Below are 23624 nucleotides of genomic sequence, written 5' to 3' on the forward strand. Positions count from 1 at the left end.
CCGCGGGTGACGTTGCGGGCCGGGTGTCGCGGGCGCGCGCTAGGGATCTGCGCGAATGCGTGGCACAAGAGGTTGACAGGGGCCGCCCCGCCTCGCCACATCCCGGATCATGAGCGCCTCCGTGAACCAGACCGACGCCGGTGCCGCCGCGCCCGCGAAGCCGCCCCTCGAGATCCTCCTCTGCGCCCCGCGCGGGTTCTGCGCCGGCGTGGTGCGGGCCATCGACGTCGTCGAGCGGGCGCTGGCCCTCTACGGGCCGCCCGTCTACGTGCGGCACGAGATCGTGCACAACAAGTACGTGGTCGAGAGCCTGAAGCGCAAAGGCGCGGTCTTCGTCGCCGAGCTCGACGAGGTGCCGGACGGCAAGGCCCCGGTGATCTTCTCCGCCCACGGCGTGGCCAAGACCGTGCCGCAGAACGCGAACTCCCGCGGGCTGACCACCATCGACGCGACCTGCCCGCTGGTGACCAAGGTCCACCGCGAGGCCGAGATCCACCACAAGCGCGGCCGTCACGTGCTGCTGGTCGGCCATTCCGGCCATCCGGAGGTCGTCGGCACCATGGGCCAGCTGCCCAAGGGCTCGATCACCCTGGTGGAGGATATCGAGCAGATCGAGGCGCTGGAGCCCGAGAGCCGCGACAACCTCGCCTGGGTGACCCAGACCACCCTCTCGGTCGACGACACCCACCACATCGTCGAGGCGTTGAAGCAGAAGTTCCCCAAGATCGTCGGCCCGCACAAGGACGACATCTGCTACGCCACCACCAACCGCCAGGAGGCGGTGAAGCAGGTGGCCCCCCTCGTCGACGCGCTGATCGTCGTCGGCTCTTCGAACTCCTCGAACTCGCAGCGCCTGCGCGAGGTCGCCGAGCGGGTCGGCTGCCCGATCACCCGGCTCGTCAACCGCGCCGAGGACCTGGACTGGGAGGCCTTCTCCGACATCCGCCGCCTCGGCCTGACCGCCGGCGCCTCGGCCCCCGAGGTGCTGGTGGAAGAGATCATCGACGCCTTCGCGACCCGCTACGAGGTCACGGTCGACACCGTCTCGACCACGACCGAGGACATGGTCTTCCCGCTGCCGCGCGAGCTGCGCAGCGAGGCGGCGGAGTAGCGTCACACGACTGATTGCAAGGTGAGGCGCCTCCCCTCCCCCTTGTGGGGAGGGGTCATGGGGATCGAAGATCCTGCGTGGGGGTGGTGCCGGATGGAGCGCTGCGGTGCCTCCTGCACCACCCCCACCCCTAGCCCCTCCCCATAAGGGGGAGGGGAAGGAGCCAACCTTTTCAGGTTCCGGTAGCGGCACCCAACGCTGCGTCTCCATCTCACTTCTTCGAGCAAAGCAGAACGGCCGTGGCGGTCTACACCGAGGTTCCGGACGAGGCGCTGGCCGCCTTCCTTGCCGCCTACGAGATCGGCGACCTTCTGTCCTACAAGGGCATCGCCGAGGGGGTGGAGAACACCAACTTCATCCTGCACACCACCACCGGCTCCTACATCCTCACCCTCTACGAGAAGCGGGTGAGGGAGGACGACCTGCCGTTCTTCCTCGGCCTGATGCAGCACCTCGCCGCCCGCGGCCTCGCCTGCCCGCAACCGATCCGCACCCGGGACGGTGCCACCCTCGGGCGCCTCTGCGGCCGGCCCGCGGTGATCGTGTCGTTCCTGGAGGGCGTCTCGGTGCGCCGGCCGGGGGTCAAGCATTGCCGGGCGCTGGGCGCGGCGCTCGCCGGCCTGCACGCCGCCGGAGCCGATTTCCCGATGCAGCGGCCGAACGCCCTCTCGGTGGCGGGCTGGCGCCCGCTCTTCGAGGCGGCGGAGGCGCAGGCCGATCGGGTCGCCCCGGGGCTCGCCGCCCGCACCCGCGCGGATCTGGCGCTCCTCGAAGGCTCCTGGCCGCAGGACCTGCCCGGCGGCGTCATCCACGCCGACCTCTTCACCGACAACGTCTTCTTCCTCGGCGACGACGTCTCGGGCCTGATCGACTTCTACTTCGCGTGCACCGATTCCTTCGCGTACGACTTGGCGATCTGCCTCAACGCCTGGTGCTTCGAGGCCGACTACGCGTTCAACCGCACCAAGGGCCAGGCGATGATCGCCGCCTACCAGGCCGTGCGCCCGCTCGAACCGCGCGAGGTCGCGGCCCTGCCGCTGCTCGCCCGCGGCGCGGCCTTGCGCTTCATGCTGACCCGCCTCGTCGACTGGCTCAACGTGCCCCCCGGCGCCCTGGTGAAGCCGAAGGACCCGCTCGAATACGACCGCAGGCTCGCCTTCCACCGCAAGGTCGCGGCGGCGGAGGAATATGGGTGGAGCCCGGTGGCGGGGTGAGGGCAAGCGGCTCTTCCCTCGACATCATCGGTATGAAAGAATCATACCGATGATGTCGACCGTATCCCGGGAGCTGCGATCATGTCTGCCACGACCAAGCGGACCTTCAGCCTGCCCGACGCGCAGTCGCACTACATCGATACCCTGGTCGCATCCGGCACCTACGCGAGCGGCAGCGAAGTGGTGCGAGCCGGCTTGAGAGCGTTGCAGGAGCGCGACGCCGCCGTTGAAACCTGGCTGCGCGACGAGGTCGTGAAGACCTACGACGCGATGACGAGCGATCCCGGCCGCGGGCGATCCGTCGACGACGTGCGCGCCGGGCTCCAGACGCGCCATGCCGCCCGCCTGCGGGATGCCGATCGGTGAGCCTGACGATCGTCGTCTCACCGGAGGCCGAAGGCGATCTTCAGAGAATCTACGACCATATCTCCGAGCAGTCCGGGGCGACGCGCGCCCTCGGCTATGTCGACCGGATCCTGGCGCATTGCGAGGGGTTCGCGACCTTTCCGGAGCGCGGACGCAGACGAGACGATCTTCGCCCGGGATTGCGGGTGACGGGGTTCGAGCGCCGCGTCACGATCGCGTTCCATCTCATGGGCGACCACGTGGTGATCGACCGGATCCTCTATGCCGGCCGCAACGTCCAGGCGGCTTTCGACACGGATGATGTGCCGTAGGATCCGGCCGACCTGAGGTTCTTACAGTCGCGCCAGCAGCTCCGTCTTCTTCGCGGCGAACTCGGCCTCGGTCAGCACGCCGCGGCGGTGCAGCTCCGACAGGCGCTCGATCATCCCGAACACGTCGCCACCCGACGCAGCGGCCGGGGAGGCCGGCGAGACGGCCTCCGGGGCGGTCTCCGGCACGGGCATCGGCGGGGAAGCGGAGGTCTCGGCCGGACCGGGCGCACCGACCACCGGCAGCTCCTCCAGCCGCACCGGACCGAACTGGCTGGTGAAGGCCAGGGAATGGGACGAACCCTGCTGCTGCGAGACGCCGCCGATCCGGTGGTCGCCGGTGTCGTAGAGCGTTACCCGGCCGCCGGATTCGATCGCGAGGCGGCGGGCCTGCGGGAAGAACGCGTAGCGCGCGTCGTTCTGCGACCCGGAGGTCGCCGGCTGGCCGAGGCCGTCCGGCCACCAGGAGCCGCCGCCCCAAGAGCCGCCGACCGATGACCCGCTCCAGGAGCCTCCCGAGCCGAAGCCCTGGCTCTGGCTCGATCCCCGGTTCTCCCCGGGCATCGCGGCGGCGAGCGGGGCCAGCTCGTCGCAGAGCGCCACGACCCGGGCCTTGAGGCCGGTATTGAACATGTCGCCGATCATCGTCATGCCGCCGGCGCTCCACTGGCCCATACCGCCGAGATCGGGATGGTCGAACTGCGCCATCCGGCCGTGGCCGCGGGCGAGCGCGTCGAGGAGGTGGCGGACGGCATCCGGGCCGACGCCGTGGCGGGCGGCGATCGCGTCGAGGTCGGGCATCGGTCATTCGCTCCGGGGGGCGCCCGGACATAGCGCAGTCCCTGCCCGCGGGGAATGGCGATCCGGCGTCAGCCGAGTCCCGGCAGGAGCCGGGTGAGCAGGCCGCCGCGCCGCGGCGGCAGGGGCGGGATCGTCGGCGAGAGGTGCCAGGCGCCCGGGTCGGTGCGCATGTCGTCCTCCCGCAGGGTGTCGATACGGGCGATCTTGTCGAGCAACTCGGCGGCCACCGTCTCGGGCTCCGGCAGGGTGAAGTTCACCGTGAAGCCGTCGCCGGCGTGGCTGCTCGTCCCGACCGGGTAGTAGTAATGCGCTCGCGTGCGGGTGATGAGGTCGATCAGCCGGTAGGTCCCGCCGAGCTTGAGCCGGTCGGAGAGCACGATCACCCGCCGGCCCGGGGGGGCGAAGAGCAGGGTGTGGAAGGCCGAGCCGTTGGCCCCGAGCACCACCCGGTGCCGGGCGAACAGGCGCACCTGCTCGGGAAAGCTCAGGAGCTCGGGATGGACGATCCGCACCCCCTCGCGCTCCAGGATCGCCGTCACCGCCGACTCGTTGGAAAAGCGCCGCACGCCCGCGGTCAGCCGGGTCTTCGACAGGTAGACCGGCTGGGGGTCGGCATCGACCTCCTCGGGCGCGTAGTAGCCGCGCCCGATCCGCCCGCAGAGGTCGGCCAGCACCGGGAAGGCGTAGTCGTCCTGCTGCAGGGCCGCCTGGGGCACCAGCAGGGTGGGGATCCGCACCGGGTGCCCGAACGAGGCGAGGTCCATCACGTTCAAGCCCAGCCGGCCGAGGATCTCGGGAATGAACGGGGTGGCGCCCCAGTTCGCCCCGAGCCCCGGCCCGTGGCAGAGCAACGTCGGGCGCAACGTCCCCTCGGGATGGTCGAGGAGCGGCCAGAGCCGGGCCAGGGTGTTGATGACGAAGTGGCCGTAATGCGGGTGGATCGCCCCGACATAGAGGTGCGGGCCGGCGGGCGCCTCCTCGGTCACCGGGCCCTGGTCGGCCGGCCACTCGGTCGCCTGCCAGGTCGGGGTGCGCTCGCTGCTGTGGTGGTCGAGGGATTCGGCCACCATCCGGCCGTCGGCGTCGAAGATCACCGGGATCCTGTCGCAGCCCGGGGTGCGCACGAGGTAGCGCGCATCCTCGACCAGGCGCAGGGCCGGCCGGCCCTGGCGCACCTCGGCATGGCCGTAGACCGCTTCGCTCCGCTGCAGAATCATGCTGCCCTGGGGTGTCCCGTCATCCGCGGGCCGTCAGGCCTGCGCCGCCGGGCTCGCATCCCCCGGCACCTCGATCACTGCCCTTAAGCCGCCGAGTGCGGCCGCGTCGAGGCGCAGGCGCCCGCGATACAGGGCGGCGAGGTCGGAGACGATGGACAGTCCGAGCCCCGAGCCGGGCTTGGTCTCGTCGAGGCGCCGGCCGCGCTCCAGCACCGCCACCCGGGCCTCGGGCGGCAGGCCGGGCCCGTCATCCTCCACCGTGACGATGAGATGGGGGTACTCGCCCTGGCCGATCACCTCGGCGCGGATCGAGACGCGGGCATGGGCCCACTTGGCGGCGTTGTCGACGAGGTTGCCGATCATCTCCTCGAAGTCCTGGCGCTCGCCGCGGAAGCGCAGGCCCGGGGTCACGCTGGTCTCGAAGGTCAGGTCCTTGTCGTAGAAGATCTTGCCGAAGGTGCGCACCAAAGCCGCCACCACCGGTTCGACGTCCGTGAAGGTGCCGAGCGCGCCGGCGAGCGCCGCCGCGCGGGCCCGGTCGAGGTGGTAGTTCACCTGGTCGCGCATCACCGCGGCCTGCTCGCGGACCTTCACGGCGAGCTCGCTGTTGGCGTCCCCCGCCGAGGCCTCGTTGACGATGATGCTCAAGGGGGTCTTCAGCGCGTGCGCCAGGTTGCCGACCTGGGTGCGGGCACGCTCCAGGATCTCCCGGTTGGTCTCCAGCAGGAGATTCACCTCGCCGGCGAGCGGCGCGATGTCCCGCGGGTACTCGCCCGAGATCCGGTCGGCCTCGCCGCGGCGGATGGCGCCGAGCGCCGCCCGGAGCTTGATCAGCGGCGCGAGGCCGAAGCGGATCTGCAAGAGGGTGGTGAGGCCGAGCGACAGGCCGAGCAGCGCGAAGGTGGTGGTGAGGGCCAGCGTGAAGCGCCGCATGTCGGCGGCGATCTCGTCGGACGGGCCGGCGACGCGCACGAGGTAGCGGCCCTCCTCGCCGAGATCGACGGTGCGCTCGATGATGCGCAGGGGCCGGTCGTCCTGCGCCTTGCCGTAGCCCTTGCGCAGCTGCCCGGCCCCGGCCTCGCCGACCGCGTCGTCGGGCGGCTGGAGCGGCACGCCGACGAGCGAGCGCGAGGTGCGCAGGTCCCGCGGCCGGGCGTTCGGCCGGCCGACCTGCCAGTACCAGCCCGACAGCGGCAGGTCGAAGCGCGGGTCGCCGAGGGAGCCGAAGCCCCGCGCCTCGGAATCGGAGGGCGAGACGAGGTTGGTGGCCAGATCGTTGGCGTAGACGAGGAGCCGGCTGTCGAAGGCGCGCTCGGTGGTCTCGCGGTAGAGGGTCGAGAGGATCAGGCCGGCGATCAGCAGGATCAGCGCGCTCGACAGCAGCGCCGAGACCGCGAGGCGTACCGCGATCGAGCGCTTGCGCCACGGCCGCCAGCCGAACGGCCAGGCTCGCGGGGCGGACGAGCCCGTGGCGGGCGCGCCGGCGAGGCCCGTCTCGGCCGTGCCGGTCGATCTCGGCGCCTCGGCCGCGGCCCGGCCGGGGCCGGTCACGGCTGCTTTCCGCCGGTGCCCGCGTCGATCAGGTAGCCGAGGCCGCGCACCGTCTGGATCAGGTCGACCGCGAGCTTCTTGCGCAGGCGCCCGACGAAGACCTCGATGGTGTTCGAATCGCGGTCGAAATCCTGGTCGTAGAGGTGCTCGGTCAGTTCGGCGCGGGAGACCACCCGGCCGGTATGGTGCATCAGGTAGGAGAGCAGCCGGTACTCGTGCGAGGTGAGCTTGACCGGGCTGCCGTCGACGAAGACGCGGCCCGAGCGGGTGTCGAGCACCACCGGACCGACGCCGATCTGGCTCGTGGCGTGGCCGGCGGTGCGGCGCAGCAGCGCCCGCACCCGGGCCAGCAGTTCCTCCATGTGGAAGGGCTTGGTGACGTAGTCGTCGGCCCCGGCATCGAAGCCGTTGACCTTGTCGCTCCAGCGGTCGCGGGCGGTCAGGATGATGACCGGCGTCTTGATCTGCGCCCGGCGCCAGCCCGACAGCACCGAGACGCCGTCGGCCTTCGGCAGGCCCATGTCGAGGATGATGCAGTCGTAGGGCTCGGTCTCGCCCAGGAAGGCACCCTCCTCGCCGTCGAACGCCTTGTCGACGGCGTAGCCCGCCTCCTCCAGGGCGCTCACGACCTGGCGGTTGAGGTCCCGGTCATCCTCGACCACGAGCAGACGCACGATCCGACCCTCTCACGCTCGAGACAAACCCGGGATCACCACTGCCCGGCCACTTTCCCGGACCGGGCATCCACCATCACGTGCACGAACTGCCCGTCCTTGCGCAAGGCCGTCAGCATGTAGACCAGCGCCTCGTCCCGCCGGCAGAGATTGGCCCGCACGATGTCGGCCCGCGGCACGGCGGCCCGCGCCGCCCGGATCGCCGCCACCGGCTCGACCACCCGCTTCTCCGCCACCGCCTCGCGCAGGTCGCCTGAGGAGAGGCAGGTCTGGGTCGTCTCCACGGCCTTGACCGGCCGGGCCGGCACCGCTCCGGTCGCGGTCTCGTCCCGCTCCTCCGCGGCCGCGAGCCAGCCCGAGGCGCCGGCGAGGCCGGCGAGGGCGGGGAGCAGGAGGAGGGCGAGCTGGCGCATGACGGGGACCATCGGCGTCGGGCACTGAATGCACCCTGAATGCGGCCGGGCCGGGGGTCTCGCGGGAGCCCCGGACCGGCCGCCTCTCCGGGTCAACCCGAAAGGCCCGTTCGGGCTCTGGGCCGTCGTCCGAATCGCGCACGAGGGAGCCGCCGGGGCCCGCGAGCCGCGGTGAACCCGGGTGAACCCGGAAGCGGGCGCGGCCGTTATGGTTAAGGCAGCGTTCACCGCGCCGTCCGACCCTGCAGGCCGTCACCCGGGGAGATTCGATGCGTCCCGCCGCCGTCCCGTTCCTCGCCGCCCGGCTCCTCGTCGGCGCGGCCTTCGCCGCCCCGGCGGCCGCGCAGGATGCGGCGCCCGAGCGTCCGGTCGCCGAGCCGGCGGCCGTGACCGAGGCGGGCGCGCCGCTGCTGCTGCGCATCCGCCCCCGGGACGAAGCGCCGGTCGACGGCTCGGGCGACGAGACGGCCGAGGCCGCCCGCGAGGCCGAGCGCCAGGCGGCGGTCGCCCGCGCCGCCGCGGCCCGGGAGGCGTTCGAGGCGCGCATCACCGCCCGGGCCAACCGGGCGATCGCCTCGGTCTGCACCGGCTGCCTCGGCCCGGTGCCGCCCTCCGTGGCACTGGCACCGCCGGACGCCGTTGCCGCCCCGCCGCGGCTGGTTCCGGCGTCGGTTGCCATGACGGACCCCTGAGGGCTTGCCCGGGCCTGGAGCGCTTCACGATCGCGCTGCAATCGCGAATCGCTCCAGGTTTCTGATTCTGCCGCATTTTCTTCGACGAACCGGCATCCACTTCGTCGGAAAATGCTCTAGCCGGCCCCGCGGACCGGTGTGGCGGTCCGAACCCGCTACCGATGCGGATGCGCGACGGCGCGGCCGTCCGCCCCGATCGCAGGCTGCAGGGAGACCCTCGGCATGGAAGGCCGCATCGACCTCGTCCTGTTCGACCTCGACGACGTCCTCTACCACTACAGCCGCCGCCGGCGCGCCGAGCGCCTGTCGGAGATCACCGGCATCGCCCCGGAGGTCATCCGGACGGCGGTCTGGGACAGTGGCCTGGAGGCGGCGGGCGATCGCGGGGCGCTCGGGCGGGAGGCCTATCTCCAGGCCTTCGGCGAGCGGATCGGGCGTCCCGTCTCCCTGGCGGAGTGGGTCGATGCGCGCCGCGCCGCGGTCGCGCCGAACGGCCCGATGCTGGCGCTCGCCGCGCGGCTGCGCGCCGCGACGGGCATCGCCGTCCTGACCAACAACCCGGAACTCCTGACCGACCACGTCGACGTCATCTGCCCCGAGCTCCGGCCGCTCTTCGGCGAGCGGATCTTCGCCTCGGCGTCGTTCGGCGCGGCCAAGCCCGACCCGGCGTGCTTCGAGCGCTGCCTGGCCGGCCTCGCGGTCGCGCCGTCCGCCGCGCTGTTCGTGGACGACCTCGCCGAGAACGTCGCGGGCGCCCGCGCGGCCGGGCTCCACGCGCACCACTTCATGTCGGTCGAGGCGTTTCGCCGGGATCTTGTGGCGCGGGGCCTGGAGACGTAGGGGGCCGGCGGTGTCGTGACCCGCGCGTCCGGGCAGGCCGGCGCGGATCGGCGATATCCATTCGGGACTTGCGGATGGTGCTTTCGGAGCCTGTTTGACCGATCGACATACTCTATCCCACCAGCAACCTCATCCTGAGGTGCGAACGCAGTGAGCCTCGAAGGAGGGCTTCAGAAATCTCCGAGATCGCTGGATCCCTCCTTCGAAGCTCGGCGATCTTCGATCGCCCGCGATCTATGATCGCCAGCACCTCAGGATGAGGTGGAGTGTAGGATGGAAAATCCCCTCGCGATCGTGTCGTCGCAAGTCGAACAGGATCTCAGGAGGTTTTCAAATCGAGTGCGGGTTTCCATCCCGTTCGACGCCTCGGAGTGAGAAGGTGATTGGGATCGAGAACCGATCTCGAAGATCATTCTCTGGACCTCCCGCGCCGCATCGGGCAGGGCAGGGGCCTTCCGGCCCGCTGCCTCCGAGAGCGACGTGATCCGCCCAGCCTTCCCGCTCCTCACCGTCCTCATCGTCCCGCTCCTCTCCCTCGCCACCCCCGCCCGGGCGGTGGTCGGTGGGCTCGACGCGCCCGACGCGGCGCTGGCGCGTTCCAGCGTGATGGTGCTGTCGTCGCGCGGCGGGGTCTGCACCGGCATCGTGCTCGCCCGCGACGTGGTGCTCACCGCCGCGCATTGCGCCGCGCCCGGGGTCGAGCACCGGGTGCACTTTCGCGACGAGGCTGGGGCGCCGGTGCTGCTCGGGGTCGCCGCCCGGGCGGTGCATCCGGGCTACGACGCCGGCGCCATCGCCGGGCGGCGGCGCTCGATCGATCTCGCGCTCCTGCGCACCGAGACGGCGCTGCCGGCCCGCTTCGTCCCCGCCGTCCTCGCCGAGGCGCCGGCGGCCGCCGGCACGCCGCTGACGCTCGGCGGCTACGGCGTGGCGCGGCCCGGCGACCACCGCAGCACCGGCACCTTCCGGACCGCGACCCTGCCGGTGGTCGAGCCCTACGGCCCGAGCCGGATCCTGGTCTGGCTCAAGGGAGCGACGGCGTCGGGCGCCTGCGAGGGCGATTCGGGCGGGCCGGTCGCCGGGGCGGGCGGCGGCGTGCTCGCGGTGACGACCTGGGCGAGCGGCGCCGGCAAGGCGCCCTGCGGCGGCGTCTCGCAGGGCGTGCTGGTCGGGCCGCAGCGGGCCTGGATCGACCGCACGACCGCCGCCTGGGGCACCCCGGCGCGCTGGGAATGAGGTCGTGACGGCCTTCGCCCGGCCCCGCTCGCGGTTTCGTTCACGCTGCGCCGCCGTGCCGGTGCGGAACCGCACCCGGTGCGCGAGACTTCCCTTGTCGAGCGTGGCCGCGCGCTCGTAGGTTGGGTCCCATGCGCGCTCTCCCGTCCCGCCTCCGTCCCGCCCTGGCCGCCCTCGCGGTGGCCGCGCCCCTCGGCCTGTGGAGCGGGGCCGCCGGCGCCGTGGTCCGGGGCGAGGTGACCCGCGATCCCGACGGCCTGCGCGGCTCGGTGGTGCGGATCGAGAGCACCACCGGCGAGATGTGCTCGGGCTCGCTCATCGCCCCCGACCTCGTGCTGACGGCCGCCCATTGCGTGATGCGCAAGGCCGGCTACTGGGTCGTGGCCGTCGACCGCAACTTCCGCCAGCGCCGCCTGCGGGCGGTCGCCGCCTCGATGCACCCGGATTTCGTGCCCGGCACCACCCCCGAGACCCAGCCCGGCACCGACCTCGCCATCCTCAAGATCGGCGAGCGGCTCGGCCCCGACTTCCGTCCCCTCGACGCGCGCTCCGCCGGCGACATCGCGCAGGGCGACACGGTCGCCATCGCCGGCTACGGCGTGGTGGCGGAGAACCGCCGCGGCTCCGCCCGGGTGCTGCGCCAGGCCCGCCTCGTGTCGCTCGGCGAGTTGCAGGTCGCCAACACCGTGACGGTGGTGGCCGACCGCACCACCCTCGCCGAGACCGCCGGCGCCGGCGCGTGCCTGGGCGATTCCGGCGGGCCGATCCTGCGCGGCGGTCCGGGCGGCTACCAGCTCGTCGGCGTGGTGAGCTGGTCGAGCGGCGCCGCCCAGCAGGGCCGGGTCCGCACCGCCTGCGGCGGCTTCACCGCCGTGACCCCGGTCGGCCAGCATGCCGGATGGATCAACGCGCGGGCCGCCGAGCTCGCCCGCTTCGAGCCCGGCGAGGCGATGCCGGCCGGGAGCCGGCCCCATCCGGCCGACTGGACCGGGGGCCGCTGACGACAGCTTGACTGTTTGGCGGCCAGGTCCTCCAACGGGCTCCGTCAGACCCCGGAGTTCCCGATGAGCCAAGCCGTGTTCAGTGTCGCCCGCATTCTCGTCGTCGTGCTGTTCTGCGTCTCCGGCGCCCAGAAGCTGATGAACCCGGCCGGCGTCGTGGCGGCGGTCTCGGGCAAGGGCCTGCCCTACCCGCAGGTGCTGGCCTACCTCACCATCGCGGCCGAGCTGGGCCTCGGCCTCCTGATCGCTCTAGGCTTCTACGCCCGCGCCGCCTCGGTGCTGCTCGCGGTCTTCACCCTGACGACGATCGTGTTCTTCCACAATTTCTGGTCGATGACCGGCGACGCCTTCCGGACGAACCAGATCCAGGCGATGAAGAATCTCTCGATCATCGGCGGCCTCCTGATGATCGCCGCCGCCGGCCCCGGCCGCTTCGCCCTCAACCGGCGCTGATCCTTCGTATTTTCGTCCTGACCGCTTGCGCCGGAACGGCGCCGGGTCCGGCACGTTGACCGGCCCTGAAGGAGTGATCGGCGTCAGGATACGGGTGGAACCATGGCCGCGCAGACAACGACGTCGGACGGGGCGGACGCGGCCTTCCGCACCTTCGCCGAGGGGGCCGGGCTGATGATCTGGCGCGCCGACCGGCAGGCACGCCTCATCTACGTCAACCCGGCCTGGATGGCCTTCCGCGGCCGCGCGGCGCAGGACGAGCTCGGCCAGGGCTGGAAGGACGGGCTGCATCCCGAGGACCGGGCCGGCCACGAGGCCGCCCTGGCGGAGGCCTATGCGCGGCGGACGCCCCACAGCGCCGAGTACCGCCTGCGCCGCCACGACGGCGCCTTCCGGTGGGTGCACGGCCACGCCTACCCGCTGCACGAGGGCGAGACCTTCACGGGCTTCGCCGGCTCCTGCTTCGACATCACGGAGCGCAAGGAATCCGAGGAGCATGCCGCCCGGGCGCTCTCCGAGCAGGAGGCCCTGCTCGCCGAGGTTTATCACCGGGTGCGCAACAACCTGCAGGTCACTGTCAGCCTGATCGGACTTTACGGCCGCGCTGCGCCGGCGCCCTGCCGCCCGGCCTTCGAGGCGCTGAGCCAGCGGGTGCGGGCGATCGCGCTCGTCCAGCAGCACCTGCACGAGGCGCCGCAGATCGCCAGCGTCGACCTCGCCGACTACTTGACCCGCCTCGCCGAAGGCCTGGGGCAGCTGCGCCGGGCCGGGCGGATCGCCGTCACGGTCGAGGCGAGCCGCACGGTCCTGCTCGAGCCGCGCATCGTCAACGCGCTGGGGATGATCCTGGCCGAGATCGTCGCCGAATGCCTCGACGGCACCGGGGAGGGCACGGCCTGCGTCACCCGGGTCGAGGTGCCGGCAGGCCCGGCCACCGAGCCGGTGCGGGTGCGCATCGCGTCCGGCGGGGTCGCCGGCGCGCCGCCCGACGGCGTGCCGCGGCTCGGGCCCCGGCTGATCGCGGCCTATGCCGGCCAGGCCGGGATCGCGGTCTCGGGCGGGGGCACCCTGGAATCCCCGCTCGACCTGACGCTGCCGGGCTGAACGCGCACCCTGCGGAAGGCCCCCCGGTGGCGGGCGGGCTCCCGCCCGCCTATATCCCGGGTGTTCCCTTTCCCAGCACGCCGTCAGGTCCCATGCTGCCGCCCATCGACGAGATCGTCTCCAATTTCGAGTTCCTGGACGAGTGGGACGACCGCCACCAGTACCTGATGGAACTCGGCCGCAAGCTGCCGCCCCTGCCGGACGAGGCCCATAGCGAGGCCAACCGGGTGCGCGGCTGCGTCAGCCAGGTCTGGCTCGAGACGCATGTCGACCGCTCCGGTCCCGAGCCGCGGCTGCACTTCCTCGGCGACAGCGACGCCCACATCACCAAGGGCGTGGTCGCCGTCCTGATCGCGTTCTTCGACGGCCGCACCGCCGCGGACGCCGCCCGGGCCGACGCCCTCGGCCTGTTCCAGACGCTCGGCCTGTCCGAGCACCTGACGGCGCAGCGCTCGAACGGCGCCCGGGCGATGATGGACCGCATCCGGGCGGACGCTCAAGGAGCGGCGGCGGCGGCGTAAGCGCCGCGCGCCCTTGCGGCGGCGCCCCCGGGACGGCACATCCGTGCCAGACGCCACTTCCCGGGGAGCCGCATGACCCTTCGCCTGAGCCCGCCCGCCGCCGCACCGGCGGCGCCCGTCCGGCCCGTCACCGTCACGGTCCACGGCCGCGCGGTGACCGACCCCTATGCCTGGCTCAAGGCGGAGAACTGGAAGGACGTGCTCAAGGACCCCTCCGCCCTGCCGGCGGAGATCCGGGACCTGCTCGTCGCCGAGAACGCCTACGCGGACGCCGCGCTTTCCGGCACCACGGCCCTGCGCGAGACGCTGGTCGCCGAGATGCGCGGGCGCATCCGCGAGGACGACGGCAGCGTGCCGGACCTCGACGGTCCCTTCGCCTACTACACCCGCTACCGCGAGGGCGGGCAGCACCCGCTGGTCTGCCGCCGCCCGGCCGCCGCGGTGGCCCCCGGCCTCGTCGGCGACCTCGGGGGCGAGGGCGAGGAGATCCTGATCGACGGCGACCGGGAAGGGGAGGGGCACGCCTTCTTCAGCCTGGAGGATGCCAACCATTCCGACGACCACCGGCTGGTCGCCTGGAGCGCCGACACCAAGGGCTCCGAGCTCTACACCATCCGGGTCCGCGACCTCGCGACGGGCCGCGACCTGGAGGACCGGGTGCTCGCCACCACCGGCGACGTGGTGTGGAGCGGCGACGGCCGTGCCTTCTGGTACGTCGCGGTCGACGAGAACCACCGCCCCGCGACCGTGCGGCTGCACCGCCTCGGCACGCCGCAGGGCGACGACGAGACGGTCTACGAGGAGAGCGATCCGGGCTTCTTCGTCGGCATCGGCGAGACCCAGTCCGGCACCTACCTGGTGGTGACGGCCAACGACCACGAGACCGCGGAGGTCCACCTCGCCGAGCGTGCCACGCCCTTCGCCCCCTTGCGGGTCGTGGCGAAGCGCGAGCACAAGCTGATCTACTCGGTCGAGCATCGCGGCGACGAATTGTTCGTGCTCACCAACGCCGACGGCGCCGAGGACTTCAAGATCGCGGTGGCGCCGCTCGACACCCCGGCGAAGGCCAACTGGCGCGACCTGATCCCGCACCGCGCCGGGGTGATGATCCGCTTCCAGCACGTGCTGGCCCGCCACCTCGTGCGGCTCGAACTCGAGAATGCCCGGCCGCGCCTGATCGTGCGCGACGCGGAGAGCGGCGCCGAGCATACCGTGGCGTTTGCCGAGGAGGCCTACTCTCTCGGCCTGTCGCCGGGCCACGCCTTCGACACCGACCTCATCCGCTTCACCTACTCGTCGATGACGACGCCGGCGGAGACCTACGACTACCACGCGACGACCCGCGAGCGCGCATTACGCAAGCGCCAGGACGTGCCGAGCGGCCACGATCCGGCGGCCTACGTCACGCGCCGCCTGTTCGCGACCGCGCCGGACGGCGAGCAGGTGCCGGTCTCGCTGCTGCACCGACGCGACACCCCGCTCGACGGGACCGCGCCGCTGCTGCTCTACGGCTACGGCTCCTACGGCTCGCTGATGTCGGCGGCCTTCCGCACCAACCCGCTCTCGCTGGTCGATCGCGGCTTCGTCTACGCCATCGCGCATGTCCGCGGCGGCACCGAGAAGGGCTGGCGCTGGTACCTCGACGGCAAGCGCGAGAAGAAGCCCAACACCTTCACGGACTTCGTCGCCTGCGCCCGTGCGCTGATCGAGGCGCGCTACACCGGGCCCGGCCGCATCGTGGCGCATGGCGGCAGCGCCGGCGGCATGCTGATGGGGGCGGTGGCCAACCTCGCGCCGGAGCTGTTTGCCGGCATCGTCGCCGACGTGCCGTTCGTCGATGTGCTCAACACCATGCTCGACGGCGACTTGCCGCTGACCCCGCCGGAATGGCCCGAATGGGGCAACCCGGGCGCCGACCTCCAGGCCTTCGAGACGATCCTGTCCTACTCGCCCTACGACAACGTGGCGGCCAAGGCCTATCCGGCGATCCTGGCGCTCGGCGGCCTCACCGATCCGCGGGTGACCTACTGGGAGCCGGCGAAATGGGCCGCGCGCCTGCGCGCCACGATGACGGGGGGCGGCCCGGTGCTCCTGCGCACCAACATGGAGGCCGGCCACGGCGGCGCCGCGGGCCGCTTCGACCGGCTGGAGGAGGTGGCGCTGATCTACGCCTTCGCGCTGGCGGCGGCGGGGGCGGGGGCTGCCGTCTGAGTTCCGGCACCCGAACGGAGAAACCCTCCCCGGGCGGGAGGGTTGGGCTTGCCTGTAAAAAGAGAAAGCGCGGGCTTCCTCACCTCTCCGCCGGCGGGGAGGGGAGGAAGCCCGCGCCTCGGGTTCGGGCGATGCGTCACCCCGCCCGAACGGGTCCGCCCGGCGTGCCCGTCCCGATGAACCGGCTCCTCAGCCGGAAGGCCAGGATCAGCATGAACACTCCGAAGGCGATGGCGTAGCCGCCCATCCAGTAGGTCAGGACGAGGAGGGACAGGACCGGGCTGGCGATCAGCACGATCGCGAACAGCACCGACAGCGCGCCGCCGATCGCCAGGAACCAGCGGCCGTGATCGAGGTGGAGCCGGAAGGCGGCGGCGATCATCAGGCCGCCGGTCACCAGGGCCCAGGCGGCGATGAGGTAGATGAAGGCGACGAGGGTGCTGCCCGGCATCAGGAAGGCCAGCACGCCGACCACGATGTTGAGGAGGCCGGCGGCCAGGAGGTAGCCCCAGCGCTCGTGCCGCTCGGCCGCCCGCACCGCGGCGACGATCTCGGCGATGCCGTCGACCAGCATGTAGGCCGAGAACAGGATCACCAGGGTGAGCAGCGTCGCGCCCGGGGCGATCAGGGCGACGATCCCGAACAGGATCGCGAAGGCGCCCCGCAGCGCGATCAGCCACCAGTTGCGGGCGAGCGCCGCGCTCATCGCGCTCAGGCGCGCCAGCGGATCGGGGCCTGCGCCGTAGGAGGACGGGCCGCCCGGCATGGTATTGGGAATCGGCGTACCAGTACTCATCCGAGTATCCCTCAGGAGGATGCGGGCCGGTGCCGAGCAGCGGCGGCCGGATTTTGACGATTCAACGTCGAGCGAGCGTGGCCGTTCCCGGGATGCGACCGGTGAGAGGTAGGCACGGGCCGCCTCTGCGTTTCATCCCGGGACGGCGAGGGCTTTTTTGCCGCGCTGCGGAACCGGCCCGTGCATCCGGGCGTCTGTCCAGCGAGGCGGGCACCTTGCGGATCCGGTCGGGCGTCCGGCCGCCGCGCGGAATTCACGACATGCTGGACGATCAGGCGCGGGCGCGGGTTCCGGCGGGACGGGACGACGAGGCGGCGCACCGGGACGCGCGCGACGAGAACACCGCGGCCCTGCGCGCGAACACCCGCGCGCTGCGCGAGCACGTCCCCCAGGAAGAGCGGGAAGACGAGCAGCAAGGCGACGACGAGGCCGCCGGGAAAGCCGACGGCGAGACGGCCGACGGCAAAGACGGCGAGCAGGGCGAGGGCAAGAAGCCGAGCCTGATCCGGCGCCACCCGCTCTGGTTCGTCCTCGGCGCGGTGCTGCTCCTCCTCGCGGCGGCCGGCGGCTACTGGTACTGGCTCGTCGCGATCCACCCCTTCGAGAGCACCGACGACGCCTTTGTCGATGCGCGCCAGTTCGCGGTCTCGCCCAAGGTCGCCGGCTACGTCACCGCCGTGCCGGTGACCGACAACCAGCACGTCGAGGCCGGCGCGGTCCTGTTCCAGATCGACCGGCGCGACTACGAGGTGGCGCTCCAGCAGGCCCGGGCGCAGGTTCAGTCGGCGCAGGCCCAGATCCAGGGCTTCGACGCCCAGATCCAGGCGCAGCAGGGCAGCATCCAGGAGGCCAAGGCCCAGGTCGAGCAGGCCAAGGCCGCCCTGCAATTCGCCAAGCAGGACGCCGCCCGCTACCAGGACCTCGCCCAGCGCGGCGCCGGCTCGGTGCAGCAATCGCAGCAATCGACCTCGAACCTGCAGCAGCAGCAGGCCAACGTCGACCGCGCCAACGCCTCGGTGACCGTGGCGCAGCGCCAGATCGGATCGCTCCAGGCGCAGCGGGCCGGGGCCGAGGCGAGCCTCGCCCAGGCCCGGGCCCAGGAGGCGCAGGCCCGGCTCAACCTCGACTACACGACCGTGACGACGGCTCAAGGCGGCCGGGTGGTGCGCCTCACCGGGGCGGTCGGGCAGTTCGCGCAGGCCGGACAGGCGCTGAGCATGTTCGTGCCCGACGACATCTGGGTCACGGCGAACTTCAAGGAGACCCAGATCACCGACATGCGCCCGGGCCAGCCGGTCGATGTCGAGATCGACGCCTATCCCGACCACAAGATCACCGGCACGGTCACCTCGGTGCAGCCCGGCTCGGGCACCGCCTTCAGCCTGCTGCCGGCCGAGAACGCCACCGGCAACTACGTCAAGGTGGTGCAGCGCGTGCCGGTGAAGATCACGGTCGACAACTGGCCGACCGACGTCTCGATCGGTCCCGGCATGTCGATCGTACCGACCGTGCGGGTGCGCTGACCGGCGATGGGCGCGACCGCGAACCCCGCCGACAGCGCCGCGGGCGACCACAACCCGTGGATCATCGCCGTCGTGGTGGCGATCGCCACATTCATGGAGGTGCTCGACACCACCATCGCCAACGTCGCGCTCCGCTACATCTCGGGCGGGCTCGCGGTCGGCCCCGACGAGGCGGCCTGGGTGGTGACGAGCTACCTCGTCGCCAACGCGATCGTGCTCACCGCCTCGAGCTTCCTTGCCAAGCGCTACGGGCGAAAAGCCTTCTTCATGGCGGCGATCACGCTGTTCACGGTGTCGTCGATCCTGTGCGGCTTCGCCTGGAGCCTCGAATCGCTCCTGTTCTTCCGGGTGCTGCAGGGGCTCGGCGGCGGCGGCATGGCGCCGCTCGCCCAGTCGATCCTCGCCGATTCCTTCCCGCCCGAGAAGCGCGGCCAGGCCTTCGCCCTTTACGGCATCGCCATCGTGGTCGCCCCGGTGATCGGGCCGACGCTCGGCGGCTGGCTCTCCGACCAGTATTCCTGGCACTGGTGCTTCCTCATCAACGCCCCGGTCGGCGCCGTCGCCCTGTTCCTGATCTGGTGGCTGGTGCAGGACCCGAAATCGGCGGTCGAGGAGAGGAAGCGCCTGCGCCGCGAGGGCGTGCGCTTCGACATCGTCGGCTTCATCCTGGTGGCGACCTTCCTGGGCTCGCTCGAGGTCGTCCTCGACGAGGGCCAGCGCAAGGACTGGTTCGGCTCGAACCTGATCGTGGTCTTCGCCTGCCTGACGGTCCTGTCCTTCGTGGCGATGATCCCGTGGGAGCTGAACCACAAGAATCCGGTCGTCGACCTGCGCCTCCTGGCCAAGCGACAGTTCGGCTCGTGCTTCCTCGTGATGCTCGCCACCGGCGCCATCCTGATCGCCACGACGCAGTTCCTGCCCCAGCTCCTGCAGGATTACTTCGGCTACACGGCGACCTGGGCCGGCCTGGCGCTGTCGCCCGGCGGCCTCGTCACCTGCGTGATGATGTTCGTGATCGGCCGCGTCTCGGGCTACGTCCAGCCCAAGTACCTGATCGCCACCGGCGCCACCATCATCGCCTTCGCGATGTACGAGCTGACGAACCTCTACGGCGACCTCAACTTCGGCTTCTTCGTCTGGTCGCGGGTCTATATCGGCCTCGGCCTGCCGATGATCTTCCTGTCGATCACCGCGGCCTCGTACGAGGGGATCACCAAGGACCAGACCGACCAGGCCTCGGCCCTGATCAACGTCGCCCGCAACGTCGGCGGCTCGATGGGCGTGTCGCTCGCCCAGAACATCCTGGCCTACCGCCAGCAATTCCACACCAGCCGCCTCGTCGAGCACGTCGTGCCCTCCGAGCCCGCCTACCAGGAGAGCCTGCGGACGGCGACGCAGTTCTTCGCGACCCGCGGCGCCAGCACGGTGGACGCCCAGAACCAGGCGATCGCCTGGATCGGCCGGCAGGTCCAGACCCAGTCGGCGTTCCTCGCCTATATCGACGTGTTCTGGGCGCTCGCGATCGTGTCGGCCTGCGCGGTGCCGCTGGCGATGATCCTCAAGAACGTGAAGCGCGGCGGCGAGGCCCCGGTCGGGGGGCATTGACGGCGTGGCACTCAGCGGATCGAAGCTCGTCGTCTACGCGGCGCTGGCCGGCAACCTCGCCATCGCGGTCACCAAGCTCGCGGCGGCGTTCTATACCGGCTCCGGGGCGATGTTCACGGAGGCCGTGCACTCCTTCGTCGATACCGGCAACCAGGGCCTCCTGCTCTACGGGATGCGCCGCGCCGCCCGCCCCGCCGACGACAGCCACAATTTCGGCCACGGGCTCGAGCTGTATTTCTGGTCCTTCGTCGTCGCGCTGCTGATCTTCACGCTGGGTGGCGCCTACGCGGTCTACGAGGGCGTGGAGAAGCTGCGCCATCCCGAAGACATGACGGCTCCGTGGGTCAATGTCGGGGTGATCGTGCTCTCGGGCGTGTTCGAGGGCCTGTCGTTCCGCACCGCCCGGCGGGAGATGCGGGCCCGCTTCGCCCGCGAATCGCTCTGGACGGCGGTGACCCGCAGCAAGGACCCGAGCACCTTCGCGATCATCCTGGAGGACGGGGCGGCGCTGATCGGCCTCGGCCTGGCGCTTCTCGGCGTGGTCGCGAGCGGCTTCTGCGGCTGGCCGCACGGCGACGGGGCCGCCTCGGTGGCGATCGGGCTGCTTCTGATCGCCACGGCCGGCGTGCTGTTTCGCGAGACCCGCAGCCTGCTCACCGGCGAGAGCGCCTCGCCGCGGGTGATCGAGCAGGCGCGGGCGATCCTCTCGGCCGATCCAAGGGTGGTGGGCATCGAGCGGATGCGCAGCCTGCAGCTCGGTCCCGGCGCGGTGCTGCTCGCGGTCAGCCTCGACCTCGCCCCCGGCCTCACCGGCGACGGCTTGCGCCGCGCCACCGCCGACCTGCGCGCCGCGATCCGCCACGGCCTGCCCGGCGTCGCGCACCTGTATTTCCAGCTGCCGGTGCGGGAGCACGAGGACCCGCGGGCCCGGTCGTCGCCACCGGTTAAAAAATCCTGAAGCAGGGCGGAACCGGCACCCGCCTCCCTCGTTGTCGCAGTGTCCCGACGCACGGGCCATCCTTCCCTTGCGTCGCTCCCATGGCCGCTTCGCTCATATAGAGGCCGTGGGACGGTTGGATTTACGGAAGCTGGCTCAGCGCCGCCGGCGGAGCATCGTTCGGGCGGCGCAGATCGATCTGTTCTGCGATCGCCGCGACCGGCTGGTACAGGTCGAGGCGCTGGTCGATCATGCCGTCGAGGCGATCATAGACCTCGGCGACCGTCAGGCTGCGCGTCTTCCTGCCCTCGCGGCGAAAGAAAAGGCTGCGATTCGCCTTGGCGGCGGCCCGGAACGAGGCCTGCGCCGGCTGATGCGGCTTCTCCGCCGTCAACTCCATGAACTTGCCGGCACTCGCCGCGCCCAGGAAGTGCGCGAAGTAGCATTCCGTCGGCTTCAGGTCGCGGCCGAGGCGCTGTTCCACGCGGTTGCGGTCGCGCTTCATCATCTCGCCGGCCATCAGGCTCGCCACGTAGGGGTCGCGCCGCAGCGCCAGCACCCGGCGCCGGTCGGCGTCCTTCAGCACCACGAGGGTGCCGCCGCGCTTCTCGATCAGCTCGGCCTCGGCCGCGTAGCCGTGCTTGGCGCCGAACGTCCGCACCAATTCGAGCCAGGTGCCGGTGAGGAACTGGAACAGGCCCTCGGCCGTCGAGGTCGCGGCTCGCACCTCCGGCTGGAACGTCGATTCCTTGTCGGCGAGCGCCATCAGGTAGACGGGATCGACCTCGGTCTCGCGCGCCGCCCGCACGATGGTCTCGACCAGCGCCCGCGGCACCTTCTTGTCGCCGAAGACCACCCGCCCGTCCGCCGTTTCCTCGGGCAGGGCGGTCACCTCCGCAAGGGAGATCTCCTCGGGCAAGGACGCATCCTCGGCCGGGGGGGCCTGGGGCAGCGAGGCCTCGGGAAGGGCGGCCTGGAGCGACGGCGCATCCGGGGACAGGGCGGCCTCCGGGGACAGGGCGGCCTGCAGGCCCGCCGCGGGCTCGGCGACCGCCGCGTCCGGCGTACCGGGGGTCGGCGCCGTCTCGCGGGCCTCCGTCGCGCGGGTTCCGGGTTCGCGCATCGTCCGGCCCAGGCGCTCGAGGTCGTCGCGAATCAGCGCCGTGGTGCTCGGGATCTCCTCGGCCGGGGCCAGGCCCGACCAGTCGGGCATCGCGCCGCGGGACGCCGGAAGCGGGCGGGCGGCGGAAAAGTCGATCCGGTCGTGGGCTTCCGCCGCCGGGGCGAGGGCGTCCTGCGGCAGGCAGGCCGCGAAGGCGACGCCGACCGCCAGCGCGGCCACGGCCTTGCGGCTCAGCGAGGTGGCCAGGGCGGTGGTGCGCGCGTGGCGCCGGCGGCCCTGCGGTCTCGAATGGCAGCCGTCGCGGGCGGTGAGCCAGCGGATGGTGTCCGCGCCCGCCTCGGGCACGACTCGGCCGGCGTCGTCGGCGCAGGGCGCCGGCTCCGGGTAAACCCCCATCTCCAACCTTTTGTCCGTGGCGCGGAACCGGTCCTGACGGGGCCGCGCCGTTGCTTCGCTCGCCGGCACCTCTGGCGGGCCGGTGTGTCCATAATGGGACGAGCCCGGGGCAGGGCCTCGGCCCATTTCGCGGCGCACCGTCCGGCGGCGGTCGTCAGGCGCTGACACTCCGATCGGCCGCCCCGGCGGATTTCGACCGCGGGGACGCGAAAAAATCGTGCGCGACCTCGGAACCAAATACTCCCCGGGGCATTTCCAGTCGCCACGCGGAGTGGGCGAACGAGTGCCCCATCGCCCCGCCCGGGGTCCGCGGGTCTGAGAGAGGACAATCCCTACCGATGAGCATTCAGCCCGGTCGGCGCGTCGGCGTCGCTTTCGTCGGGATGGGGGGGGCTGTCGCCACCACCGCCATCGCCGGTATCGAGATGATCAAGTCCGGCTCGAACCGCCTCGATGGATTGCCCCTTGCGGGCCACGCCGTGGCCGGGATGGTCGGCTACAAGGATCTCGTCTTCGGCGGCTGGGACCTCAACGGCGACGACCTCGGCGCCGCGGCGACCGGGCACGGCGTCCTGACCCGTCAGGACATCGAGAACGGCGCCCAGGTGCTCAACGGCATGAAGCCGTGGCCGGCGGTCGGCAGCGCCAAGTTCTGCAAGAACATCGACGGCGGCAACCGCATCGTCGCCAAGGACCACCGCGAGGCGGTCGACTGCATCGCCGGCGACCTCAAGCGCTTCCGCGAGGAATCCGGCGTTGACGACGTGGTGGTCGTCAACCTCGCCTCGACCGAGCGCTGGCCCGACCTCGACGATCCGACGCTGAACTCGGCCGCCGCCTTCGAGCGCGGCCTCGATTCGAGCGACGAGGCGATCAGCCCGGCGATGCTCTACGCCTACGCGGCGATCAAGAACGGCATCCCCTACGCCAACTTCACCCCGTCGGTCGCCGCCGACGTGCCGGCGCTGATCGATCTGGCAAAGCAGCTCAACGTCCCGGTCGCCGGCAAGGACGGCAAGACCGGCCAGACCATGATGAAGACGGTGCTGGCGCCGGCGCTGAAGGCGCGCGCGCTCCACGTCGACGGCTGGTTCTCGACCAACATCCTCGGCAACCGCGACGGCCTGGCTCTGAACGACAAGGACTCGCTCCAGTCCAAGCTCAACACCAAGGGCACGGTGCTGGACTCGATCCTCGGCTATCCGGTCGAGGATCACCTGGTCCACATCCACTATTACCGCCCGCGCGGCGACGACAAGGAAGCCTGGGACAACATCGACGTCACCGGCTTCCTCGGTCAGCGGATGCAGATCAAGGTCAACTTCCTCTGCAAGGATTCGATCCTGGCCGCGCCCCTGGTGATCGAGATCGCCCGCGTGCTGGATCTGGCGAAGAAGCGCGGCGACGGCGGCGTGCAGGAGCAGCTGTCGACGTTCTTCAAGGCGCCGATGGTGAAGAACGGCCACGGCCCCGAGCACGCCTTCGGCGTGCAGGAGCGCATGCTGCTCGACTGGCTCGGCGTCCACTAGGA

23 protein-coding genes are annotated in these 23624 nt (G+C 71.6%); 16 read left to right on the forward strand and 7 right to left on the reverse strand.

Annotated elements, in window-relative coordinates; translation table 11 throughout:
- Positions 1-109 precede the first annotated feature (109 nt).
- The 4 genes from ispH to V3T34_RS26020 all read left to right on the forward strand — a co-directional run bounded on the left by ispH (position 110) and on the right by V3T34_RS26020 (position 3002).
- Positions 110-1111, forward strand: coding sequence for a 4-hydroxy-3-methylbut-2-enyl diphosphate reductase (gene ispH / locus V3T34_RS26005; protein WP_048433975.1), 1002 nt, complete (start codon positions 110-112; stop codon positions 1109-1111).
- 239 nt (positions 1112-1350) lie between these two features.
- Complete coding sequence (locus tag V3T34_RS26010; protein ID WP_091885836.1) at positions 1351-2325, forward strand: homoserine kinase; 975 nt, start codon at positions 1351-1353, stop codon at positions 2323-2325.
- A gap of 81 nt (positions 2326-2406) precedes the next feature.
- Entirely contained in the window at positions 2407-2691 is a 285-nt protein-coding gene (locus V3T34_RS26015) for a type II toxin-antitoxin system ParD family antitoxin (RefSeq protein ID WP_091885839.1), read from the forward strand.
- Complete coding sequence (locus V3T34_RS26020) at positions 2688-3002, forward strand: type II toxin-antitoxin system RelE/ParE family toxin (RefSeq protein ID WP_305079168.1); 315 nt, start codon at positions 2688-2690, stop codon at positions 3000-3002. The genes V3T34_RS26015 and V3T34_RS26020 overlap by 4 nt, the downstream gene beginning before the upstream one ends.
- A 21-nt stretch (positions 3003-3023) precedes the next feature.
- Here the strand turns inward: V3T34_RS26020 and V3T34_RS26025 are convergent, their stop codons facing one another.
- The 5 genes from V3T34_RS26025 to V3T34_RS26045 form a co-directional block, all read right to left on the reverse strand.
- Complete coding sequence (locus V3T34_RS26025; RefSeq protein WP_305079167.1) at positions 3024-3800, reverse strand: SHOCT domain-containing protein; 777 nt, start codon at positions 3798-3800, stop codon at positions 3024-3026.
- Positions 3801-3868: 68 nt separating this feature from the next.
- Positions 3869-5017, reverse strand: a complete 1149-nt coding sequence (locus tag V3T34_RS26030) for a glycosyltransferase family 61 protein (protein ID WP_060849676.1) — start codon at positions 5015-5017, stop codon at positions 3869-3871.
- Positions 5018-5050: 33 nt separating this feature from the next.
- The gene (locus tag V3T34_RS26035) at positions 5051-6427 is read right to left on the reverse strand and encodes a sensor histidine kinase (protein ID WP_060850800.1); all 1377 of its coding nucleotides are present in this window, start codon (positions 6425-6427) and stop codon (positions 5051-5053) included.
- Between the two features lie 137 nt (positions 6428-6564).
- Positions 6565-7242, reverse strand: a complete 678-nt coding sequence (locus V3T34_RS26040; RefSeq protein ID WP_048431373.1) for a response regulator transcription factor — start codon at positions 7240-7242, stop codon at positions 6565-6567.
- Positions 7243-7277: 35 nt separating this feature from the next.
- Complete coding sequence (locus V3T34_RS26045) at positions 7278-7655, reverse strand: PepSY domain-containing protein (RefSeq protein ID WP_091753059.1); 378 nt, start codon at positions 7653-7655, stop codon at positions 7278-7280.
- Between the two features lie 269 nt (positions 7656-7924).
- Between V3T34_RS26045 and V3T34_RS26050 the strand changes: the two genes are divergently transcribed.
- The 8 genes from V3T34_RS26050 to V3T34_RS26085 all read left to right on the forward strand — a co-directional run bounded on the left by V3T34_RS26050 (position 7925) and on the right by V3T34_RS26085 (position 15713).
- On the forward strand, positions 7925-8347 hold the full coding sequence (locus V3T34_RS26050; protein ID WP_305079166.1) for a hypothetical protein: 423 nt from the start codon (positions 7925-7927) through the stop codon (positions 8345-8347).
- Between the two features lie 222 nt (positions 8348-8569).
- Positions 8570-9187, forward strand: coding sequence for an HAD family hydrolase (locus V3T34_RS26055; RefSeq protein ID WP_305079165.1), 618 nt, complete (start codon positions 8570-8572; stop codon positions 9185-9187).
- A gap of 480 nt (positions 9188-9667) precedes the next feature.
- Complete coding sequence (locus V3T34_RS26060; protein WP_407942775.1) at positions 9668-10423, forward strand: trypsin-like serine protease; 756 nt, start codon at positions 9668-9670, stop codon at positions 10421-10423.
- Between the two features lie 131 nt (positions 10424-10554).
- Entirely contained in the window at positions 10555-11424 is an 870-nt protein-coding gene (locus tag V3T34_RS26065; protein WP_060849680.1) for a S1 family peptidase, read from the forward strand.
- A 63-nt stretch (positions 11425-11487) separates the two neighbouring features.
- Complete coding sequence (locus V3T34_RS26070) at positions 11488-11877, forward strand: DoxX family protein (RefSeq protein ID WP_060849681.1); 390 nt, start codon at positions 11488-11490, stop codon at positions 11875-11877.
- A gap of 102 nt (positions 11878-11979) precedes the next feature.
- On the forward strand, positions 11980-12981 hold the full coding sequence (locus tag V3T34_RS26075; protein WP_305079164.1) for a sensor histidine kinase: 1002 nt from the start codon (positions 11980-11982) through the stop codon (positions 12979-12981).
- 92 nt (positions 12982-13073) lie between these two features.
- Positions 13074-13502, forward strand: coding sequence for a SufE family protein (locus V3T34_RS26080; protein ID WP_305079163.1), 429 nt, complete (start codon positions 13074-13076; stop codon positions 13500-13502).
- Positions 13503-13574: 72 nt separating this feature from the next.
- The gene (locus tag V3T34_RS26085) at positions 13575-15713 is read left to right on the forward strand and encodes a S9 family peptidase (protein ID WP_305079161.1); all 2139 of its coding nucleotides are present in this window, start codon (positions 13575-13577) and stop codon (positions 15711-15713) included.
- Positions 15714-15849: 136 nt separating this feature from the next.
- Here V3T34_RS26085 and V3T34_RS26090 read toward each other — a convergent pair whose 3' ends face one another.
- Positions 15850-16479 (reverse strand): HdeD family acid-resistance protein, encoded by a 630-nt coding sequence (locus V3T34_RS26090; protein ID WP_082742853.1) that lies wholly within the window; start codon positions 16477-16479, stop codon positions 15850-15852.
- Positions 16480-16769: 290 nt separating this feature from the next.
- On the opposite strand from V3T34_RS26090, the gene V3T34_RS26095 reads away from it, so the two are divergent.
- The 3 genes from V3T34_RS26095 to V3T34_RS26105 are packed head-to-tail and all read left to right on the forward strand — an operon-like array spanning position 16770 to position 20595.
- Positions 16770-18032, forward strand: a complete 1263-nt coding sequence (locus tag V3T34_RS26095; protein ID WP_305079160.1) for an HlyD family secretion protein — start codon at positions 16770-16772, stop codon at positions 18030-18032.
- 6 nt (positions 18033-18038) lie between these two features.
- A complete protein-coding gene (locus tag V3T34_RS26100) occupies positions 18039-19637 on the forward strand; it encodes a DHA2 family efflux MFS transporter permease subunit (RefSeq protein ID WP_060849687.1) in 1599 nt (532 codons plus the stop codon).
- Between the two features lie 4 nt (positions 19638-19641).
- On the forward strand, positions 19642-20595 hold the full coding sequence (locus V3T34_RS26105) for a cation diffusion facilitator family transporter (RefSeq protein ID WP_305079159.1): 954 nt from the start codon (positions 19642-19644) through the stop codon (positions 20593-20595).
- 121 nt (positions 20596-20716) lie between these two features.
- Here V3T34_RS26105 and V3T34_RS26110 read toward each other — a convergent pair whose 3' ends face one another.
- A complete protein-coding gene (locus V3T34_RS26110) occupies positions 20717-22093 on the reverse strand; it encodes a transglycosylase SLT domain-containing protein (RefSeq protein ID WP_305079158.1) in 1377 nt (458 codons plus the stop codon).
- 338 nt (positions 22094-22431) lie between these two features.
- Between V3T34_RS26110 and V3T34_RS26115 the strand changes: the two genes are divergently transcribed.
- Complete coding sequence (locus V3T34_RS26115; protein ID WP_060849690.1) at positions 22432-23622, forward strand: inositol-3-phosphate synthase; 1191 nt, start codon at positions 22432-22434, stop codon at positions 23620-23622.
- The last annotated feature ends 2 nt before the right edge of the window (positions 23623-23624 follow it).

It is taken from the genome of Methylobacterium ajmalii (genome assembly GCF_036448855.1).
Classification (GTDB): Bacteria; Pseudomonadota; Alphaproteobacteria; order Rhizobiales; family Beijerinckiaceae; genus Methylobacterium; species Methylobacterium ajmalii.

Excerpts from the sequence above, each read along its gene's own strand:
- V3T34_RS26025 (WP_305079167.1), bottom strand. The coding sequence starts at position 3,800 with ATGCCCGACCTCGACGCGATCGCCGCCCGCCACGGCGTCGGCCCGGAT.
- V3T34_RS26080 (WP_305079163.1), top strand. The coding sequence starts at position 13,074 with ATGCTGCCGCCCATCGACGAGATCGTCTCCAATTTCGAGTTCCTGGAC.
- V3T34_RS26115 (WP_060849690.1), top strand. The coding sequence starts at position 22,432 with ATGAGCATTCAGCCCGGTCGGCGCGTCGGCGTCGCTTTCGTCGGGATG.
- V3T34_RS26050 (WP_305079166.1), top strand. The coding sequence starts at position 7,925 with ATGCGTCCCGCCGCCGTCCCGTTCCTCGCCGCCCGGCTCCTCGTCGGC.
- V3T34_RS26070 (WP_060849681.1), top strand. The coding sequence starts at position 11,488 with ATGAGCCAAGCCGTGTTCAGTGTCGCCCGCATTCTCGTCGTCGTGCTG.
- V3T34_RS26030 (WP_060849676.1), bottom strand. The coding sequence starts at position 5,017 with ATGATTCTGCAGCGGAGCGAAGCGGTCTACGGCCATGCCGAGGTGCGC.
- V3T34_RS26065 (WP_060849680.1), top strand. The coding sequence starts at position 10,555 with ATGCGCGCTCTCCCGTCCCGCCTCCGTCCCGCCCTGGCCGCCCTCGCG.
- V3T34_RS26100 (WP_060849687.1), top strand. The coding sequence starts at position 18,039 with ATGGGCGCGACCGCGAACCCCGCCGACAGCGCCGCGGGCGACCACAAC.
- V3T34_RS26015 (WP_091885839.1), top strand. The coding sequence starts at position 2,407 with ATGTCTGCCACGACCAAGCGGACCTTCAGCCTGCCCGACGCGCAGTCG.
- V3T34_RS26045 (WP_091753059.1), bottom strand. The coding sequence starts at position 7,655 with ATGCGCCAGCTCGCCCTCCTCCTGCTCCCCGCCCTCGCCGGCCTCGCC.
- V3T34_RS26085 (WP_305079161.1), top strand. The coding sequence starts at position 13,575 with ATGACCCTTCGCCTGAGCCCGCCCGCCGCCGCACCGGCGGCGCCCGTC.
- ispH (WP_048433975.1), top strand. The coding sequence starts at position 110 with ATGAGCGCCTCCGTGAACCAGACCGACGCCGGTGCCGCCGCGCCCGCG.
- V3T34_RS26055 (WP_305079165.1), top strand. The coding sequence starts at position 8,570 with ATGGAAGGCCGCATCGACCTCGTCCTGTTCGACCTCGACGACGTCCTC.
- V3T34_RS26110 (WP_305079158.1), bottom strand. The coding sequence starts at position 22,093 with ATGGGGGTTTACCCGGAGCCGGCGCCCTGCGCCGACGACGCCGGCCGA.
- V3T34_RS26090 (WP_082742853.1), bottom strand. The coding sequence starts at position 16,479 with ATGCCGGGCGGCCCGTCCTCCTACGGCGCAGGCCCCGATCCGCTGGCG.
- V3T34_RS26095 (WP_305079160.1), top strand. The coding sequence starts at position 16,770 with ATGCTGGACGATCAGGCGCGGGCGCGGGTTCCGGCGGGACGGGACGAC.
- V3T34_RS26075 (WP_305079164.1), top strand. The coding sequence starts at position 11,980 with ATGGCCGCGCAGACAACGACGTCGGACGGGGCGGACGCGGCCTTCCGC.